The 6738-nt window shown below is 55.2% G+C and carries 7 protein-coding genes; 2 read left to right on the forward strand and 5 right to left on the reverse strand.

The window, feature by feature from the left end; all coding sequences use genetic code 11:
- Positions 1-425: 425 nt before the first annotated feature.
- Positions 426-1112: an SCO family protein gene (locus DJ69_RS13715; RefSeq protein ID WP_099256120.1), complete on the forward strand. Its 687-nt coding sequence runs from the start codon at positions 426-428 to the stop codon at positions 1110-1112.
- Positions 1113-1209: 97 nt separating this feature from the next.
- Here the strand turns inward: DJ69_RS13715 and DJ69_RS13720 are convergent, their stop codons facing one another.
- Positions 1210-2010, reverse strand: coding sequence for a sulfite exporter TauE/SafE family protein (locus tag DJ69_RS13720; protein ID WP_099256121.1), 801 nt, complete (start codon positions 2008-2010; stop codon positions 1210-1212).
- A gap of 592 nt (positions 2011-2602) precedes the next feature.
- Between DJ69_RS13720 and DJ69_RS13730 the strand changes: the two genes are divergently transcribed.
- Positions 2603-3580 carry a deoxyhypusine synthase gene (locus DJ69_RS13730; RefSeq protein ID WP_099256122.1) on the forward strand — a complete coding sequence of 326 codons (978 nt, stop codon included), beginning with the start codon at positions 2603-2605 and terminating at the stop codon, positions 3578-3580.
- A 364-nt stretch (positions 3581-3944) separates the two neighbouring features.
- Here DJ69_RS13730 and DJ69_RS13735 read toward each other — a convergent pair whose 3' ends face one another.
- From DJ69_RS13735 to DJ69_RS13750, 4 genes are all read right to left on the reverse strand, one after another.
- Entirely contained in the window at positions 3945-4205 is a 261-nt protein-coding gene (locus tag DJ69_RS13735) for an ArsR/SmtB family transcription factor (RefSeq protein ID WP_245851698.1), read from the reverse strand.
- A 145-nt stretch (positions 4206-4350) separates the two neighbouring features.
- Complete coding sequence (locus DJ69_RS13740; RefSeq protein WP_245851700.1) at positions 4351-5190, reverse strand: hypothetical protein; 840 nt, start codon at positions 5188-5190, stop codon at positions 4351-4353.
- Between the two features lie 62 nt (positions 5191-5252).
- Positions 5253-5705: an ArsR/SmtB family transcription factor gene (locus DJ69_RS13745; RefSeq protein WP_099256124.1), complete on the reverse strand. Its 453-nt coding sequence runs from the start codon at positions 5703-5705 to the stop codon at positions 5253-5255.
- A 92-nt stretch (positions 5706-5797) separates the two neighbouring features.
- Positions 5798-6607, reverse strand: a complete 810-nt coding sequence (locus DJ69_RS13750; protein ID WP_099256125.1) for a DUF7847 domain-containing protein — start codon at positions 6605-6607, stop codon at positions 5798-5800.
- Positions 6608-6738: the final 131 nt, after the last annotated feature.

The raw sequence follows: 6738 nt of genomic DNA on the forward strand, positions 1-6738 counted from the left end.
ATCTCCTACAGAAGAGCGTATATAGTAGAATCTGGAACTCTTTGTGTGGCCAGCTAGAGGAGAGCAGTTTTATCAACCGATTTTCGGAGGATTACTGAAAATGTGTGCAGATACTTCTGGTGCTCGCTATAGGTTCACTGTATTGATCTTGTTTTTAATTCTCGTATTTTGCCGACCTTGGGAATTCACCAAATACGAACTGTAGCGACGCAAAACCGGTGAGGGCGCCCTGCCCATCCCCATATGTTCTGTCCAGACTGCTCTGTTGAATCCGATGACTGCGGGGGGATCACTGACCGGTTCATCCGAACTGTCAACAGCCTCTTCACATGAGGAACTGGCTGGTTGGACCCACCATCGGACGCAAGTGGCGCGTTCGAAGGTCACACCAGATACCTCAAGACCGGAGACCGATACGCGAACGTATGGACCGACGGAGTTTCTGTAAAATGGCCGGCGTTGCAGGATTTAGCGTCAGCACTGCCGGCTGTCTAGGCGTTCTTGACACAAGTGATTCCGAAGGAACCGTTCTCGGACCGCCGGATCAAGATCTTAGCGAGGCGTCATTCCCAAGCTACGGTGACGAAATGCCAGAGTTCACCGTCCCCGATCCGATCCGCGACGAGGAGATCTCGACCGCACAGTTTGAAGGCGGACGCGCGGTGCTGTGGACCTCATTTTACACGAACTGCCCGGACGGAGTCTGTCCCGCCCTTATTCTCCGGCTCCGTCGAGGACAGGAGGCCGCCGTCGAGGTGGGGTACGGTGATCAAGTCGCGTTTCTCCCGACCACGTTTGACCCCGGGCGCGACACCGCTGACACGCTCAGCGAGTACGCCGGCCAACAGGGGGTCGACCTCGACGCGGGGAACTGGCACTTCCTTCGCCCGGAGACCTACGAGCGGGCCCAAGAAATACATGACGAACACTTTGGTCTGAAGATCGAGAAGCAACCGGCCGACGACATCGAGAACCTGGAGTACCGCTTTCCGCACTACGGGCTCATTATCCTCGCCAACAAGCGAGGGATCATCGAGCGTGCGTATGCGCGGGGACCCAAGACAGACATCGAACGACTCGTCGACGACCTCGAACGAGTGGCCACCGCCTGAGAGCCCGCGAAGCTCGATAGGTCGAACTGTGTGTCCCGCTGCGACGCGGGCTATAGACTGCCGCTGCTATCGACCACATCGGACAGGCCCGGCTCGGTCAGTGCCCCATTGCGCCCCCGAGCGGCTGATAGTGCGGGAGCATCGGATGAGGGACATGAACACCGAGCGCCATCAGTCCGTGCGCGAAGAGCACGTACCCCAGTGCGACGAACACGACGCCAAGCAGGCGGTGAACGCGATGTCGGTGTGTCACGTCGATCGACTGGACGACGGTTTCGTAGAGAAAGACTCCCGGGATCGTGTCGATCCCGAGGGCCCCGAGGGCGATCCCGCCGGTCGTCGGGGAGCCGCTCGCGAAGGCGAACAGGTACGCGGGATACAGCATCGGGCACGGAAGCAGCGCATGAACGGCCCTGAGGCCGCCAATACACGGGCTGTTCACGTGGCGGTGGACTCTCGCCGCGAGCCGCGACGTAACGTGCTGGACCCCAGAGATTCGAATGTCACCGCCGCTGCCGCCGATCACGTACCGAACCCCGGTTAGCACGATGAATCTTCCGACTGCGAGGCCGACAGTACCTCGCAAGAGGTCAGCAACCGGGGTGAGCTGATCGGGGGTTACGAATACGACGCTGCCGAGCGCGCCGAAGAGCGCCCCGAAGACGGCGTACGTCGTCGCCCGGCCGACGTTGAACAGAAAGTACTGGCGAACCTCGTAGGTCGTGAGACGACCGGCACGTCTGTCATTGGCTGTTACCGTTCCGCCGTCAGGCTGCGGCGTCATCTGCTTCGAGTACATCGTCACAAGTGGACCGCACATCCCGATACAGTGTGCGCCGCCCAACACGCCAATTAGGACGAAGAGTACAACATCAATCCGGAGGAGCGACTCGATCATCGTCGTTCTCGGCTGCGTATGGGGTTGTGTCGTCTGGTGTGTCTCTCGAACGAGCCCAGATAGATACCGAAGACGTGTCACTACAGGCTAACAGGAGGTCGCACTCAGTTGGAGTTGTTCGCAAGCACCTGGAGTGTAGTTTGGCGTAACAATTTTTCACAGTGGCCGCCAGTACGTCAACGTTAACCGACGAAACCGACATCCCAACCGATCTGCGGGCTGCGGTCGACGCACTGGCGTCCCATCTAACTGAGACCGCAGATCGTCCGGTACCGTCAACACGAACTGATGGTTTGGGGAGGCTGAAGCCGTCGCCCGCGATATACCAGTAACGAACTCAGCGCCCGAACTAGACAGAAACCGGTTCGGCGGGTTGCCACCCTGCTTGAGTCGGCTAACGAAACAGACGATGTGGTTGCTGATCGCCATATCAAGGCAGTGCTATCGAGTTGTTTTCACTGACGAGTAGCTGTGATCCAGGTTGGACAGGACAGCCTCCTATCCCCGCAACGTGGTAAATACTAGCAACTTGTGTGACAAAATTGGCGAGCGAACTCGATCGATTCAAACCACTACACTGCTGATTGATAATATGGGAGATAACTCTCATGAACATGTTGTTCCTGGCAGTGACGAGGAGTTAGTCACACCAGATGTACGCGGCTATGACTTCCGCGGCGAGTTCGACTTCCAAGAGATGCTTGAGGCGTATGGCACAACGGGATTTCAGGCGACGCAACTTGCCGAGGCCATCGACATCGCCAAGCAAATGCAAGAGGATGATGCTACAATCTACCTCACGTTTACCTCGAACATCATTTCCTCGGGCTTGCGCGAGACCGTCGCCTACCTCGTCCGGGAGGGGTACGTTGACGTGGTCATCACGACCTCAGGTTCGCTGACCGAGGACGTCATCAAGACTGCGAAGCCGTTCAAGATGGGCGAGTGGGACGCCGATGAGGCGGCGCTCCGCGAGCAAGGAATTAACCGACTCGGCAATCTCTACGTCCCCTCCGACCGATACGTATGGTTGGAGGAATACCTCTACGATTTCTTCGAGAATTTCTTCGCGGAGGAGAAGATCCGGACGCCGACCGCATTCGCCCGAGAGTTGGGTGAGACGCTCGACGACGAGGATTCGGTGCTGAAGCAGGCAGCAGACAACGACGTTCCGGTGTACTGCCCGGCGCTGACAGACTCCGAAGTCGGGAATTTCCTCTACTACTACCGGCAGGGCTACGACAATGATGTGGGCATTGAGATTCTAGACGACTACGACTCGCTCATCGAGGACGGCTTGTTGGCCGATACAACCGGTCTCATCGCTGTTGGTGGCGGTGTCCCGAAACACCACGCGATCATGACGAATCTCTTCCGCGGCGGTGCGGATTACGTCGTCTACATTTCGACCGGGATGGAGGGAGACGGATCACTTTCTGGAGCGCCACCCAACGAGGCGGTCTCATGGGGAAAAATCAAACAGAAGCAGAATAATTACACACAGATCGAGTCAGAAGCAACGCTAGTCTTTCCACTCCTTGTTGCTGGTGCATTCAAAATGGACTCATAATGCTGTAGCTACATGAATTATAATAGATTTGGAACTGTCAAGTTAAGCCACTCTGAGAAGGTCGCGTTAGGTTATAGTGAGCTCCAGAAGCATCTGCACACATTTTCAGTAATCCTCCGAAAATCGGTGATAGAACTGCTCTCTACTAGCTGGCCACACAAAGAGTTCCAGATTCTACTATAGAGGATGAGGCGGTCGAATTCTGTCATAGACACTCAGAAATCGTCCGCCTCATCCTCTAACTTAACGCGACCTGATTTCGATCACCAACTTCTTTGAGGCGATTCCGTACACCGTCATCTCTCTCCCTTTCTCTGAGTACCAGATACCCACTGGAGTGATGATGCCGACGTCGTCTAACCTATCAATCGTCTAACCTATCAAGGTGGTACGTGACGTTTTGAATAGATACGCCCACCTTCTCTGCTATCTCCGCTGCCGGACGCGGATCGTCGGTGAGTACGGCGATGATCTCTTGAGCCGTTTCCGACGACACAGCCCCGAGCGCGTCTGTCACTTCGTCTCGATCGATCGAGACGCTGAGGTTTTCTTTTGGGACGTGCTTGATCGTCGTCTGGTGGGGGAACACGCTCCGTCCAGCCGTACTCTCAGTTGTATACGACATACTCGATCGGTATCTCGGTGACAATTAAAATCAGAATGCCAGTTTCTGGATCAGAAACTCGCAGAAGACAGTTTCATTGTGGCAGGGATCGATATCGAGCTTCGCCAGCCAAAGTATCGATCACCAGTATGACAGAAATCCCAGCTTACGACACGATACCTTGGATGTAGATATGCGCGTAGGCGCTTGCCCACACAATTGAGAGTAGTTCACTGACACTCGATGAAATTATGCTCAAAACAGGGTTCAACGGAGCTAGACTCGTCCCCATCTCGGGAACATATGTTGGGAGAAAGAGGCTCAGTGCACTCCCAATAACGATCACTCCTATAAGAAAGAACTTTCCTCGGTAGTTCGTCGTAATACGCCAACTCACCCGGAATGATTTGAGCGGGCCGTACTGGCCGATGACACACGCCTCAAGTGCGAACCAGATCTTGAACAGGAGAAACAGAAACGGTACCGCAAAGGCGATGCCACCGACTGCTGCAACGACGGGAAACCCCAGCAGATCCACAGGATTACCAGGTATCATACCGACCAGAACCAAGAGCGGAAGAACCAGGAGAAACGGAATCGTCAGCACCGAAACGACAGTGAGAATGATAACGCCGACTAACGCTGGTGTCCGGGCGATGCTTCGACGCAATCCCTCGCGTCTGGTGACAGGGTTGCCCGTCAGTTCGCCGGCAACGATCGTTCCCACATAGGCGCGGATCAAGATGATGAACGCAAACCCTGTCAGAATCTCAAAAACGCTGATTGCGGGCATCGGAAGCACGTTGATAGCGTCCGTTTCGAGAAGCCGATTAGCCAAGATGATCACGCCTGCGAAAACGACGATAGACGGATAGGATCGAAATAGGCGAACGGACCAGACTAACGCATCCAGGACGCTTCGACGAGTTGCGGTCGCCTCGATATTGCGGCATTCGAGACATCCACACCCATCAACATCGTCTCGGGCCTTGATCGTTGGTGCCACGTTACCCGTGGTTGTGTCGCTGGCAGTTGAAGTGCTTCGGACCGGTGTGTCGGTATGGTCGCTCATTCGGCAGTAATGAACCGGGAGATGGATTCGCCGGCGGCAAGCAGGATCGACGGTGGACCAAGCAGTGAGGCGAAGGATTTGAACGCGCGTTTGAGGCTCGGCCGATCGTCCTCGGTACCGAGAAAGAGCAGTGTCGGGTCTTCAGAAACGACGTAGACGCTCATCTCCCGGCCCTTCTCCGAATAACAGGTGTCCGTAACTTCGATCACACCGGCGGATTCGAGGTTCTCCAAGTGGTAGTGGACGTTCTGTACGCTCTGGTTGAGCTGTTCAGCGATCCGTGACGGCGTCGCCGGCGTTTCGTTGAGCAGCTGAAAGATCTCGTATGCGGTCTCGGACGATAATGCCTCGATCACGTCTCGTGTCTCGTCGTCGTCGAGACTCAGGACGGCCGGAGTATCACTTCGTTCGACAGTAGCGTCAGTTTGTGTCGGAAGGATCCGTGACATAGGGGTTGGTTAGTTTCGGTGGGTGGCGATCGCAGGGATCTGATCTGGTCGGTGGCTATTCGAAGCTAGCGTACGTAATTGTTGGTGGATAGTCATAGTGAGTCCAAGGTGCCAGGTGAGGCAGCGATTAATCGCATATAAAAGGCCGTGTACACCGTGTAGAAGTACGCGAACCCAACCGCGGAAAGAGCGATCCCGATCGGAAGCAGGACAGCGAACGGAATGCCGAGATCCATTGATAATATGTCAGTCGGAACAGCGTCCGTCATCGTCAACTGAAGCAGGTATTCGGGGATGAAAAAGACGTTCAGCAGGACGAGCCACGCTAACGAGAATCCAGCGACGCTTTTCAGGTTTGAACGGACGAGCCCGATGCTTCTCCGGAACGCATCAGTAACGCTCTGGTTTTCGATGACGATCGCTGCGTCGTAAAACTGCACGAACATGATAACGACGAGGATCGACACTAGCCAAATAAGCAGAGAGATGACTCCTGCACCGAACGCAGCCATCTCGTGAATCGCAGCGAGCGCCATCGTTCCGATTCCGAGAACAAACCCGATGAGTCCAAATCCGATAGCCGTTCCTAAGACGAGTATCACAAACAACACAGTTGCGAGCAGAAGTCGGAGATAATGAGTCCGGGCGGCAGTGAAAAAGTGAGTGAGCGATGCGTCTGCTCCTTCTATCGCGGCTCGGGCAGTACCGATGAACCCGCCGAGAACGAACGGGAAAACGATCAGCCAGGCGAGCGATGCGCCTGCCGAAAGGAGTGGTGATTCGATCAGGTGATCGACGTATTGCAACTGGCTTCCCACCCCGACGAGGAGCCCGGCGACGAGCAGAATCGGATTCGCGCGGAGAGCGGTAAATCCATCTTTGAATGCGAATACGGTGACCATCGTATCTACGGGTTCTCGCTGTCATATATTAGGTCGAACGTAGTATCAAAACCAAATTTAAGCATCTGAGGCCTTCTAACTCCGGTTTCGTGGACACGGCATAAAGTACAGTCGCTCTTCTGTAGGAGATT

The organism is Halorubrum persicum, assembly GCF_002727125.1.
GTDB classification, from domain to species: domain Archaea; phylum Halobacteriota; class Halobacteria; order Halobacteriales; family Haloferacaceae; genus Halorubrum; species Halorubrum persicum.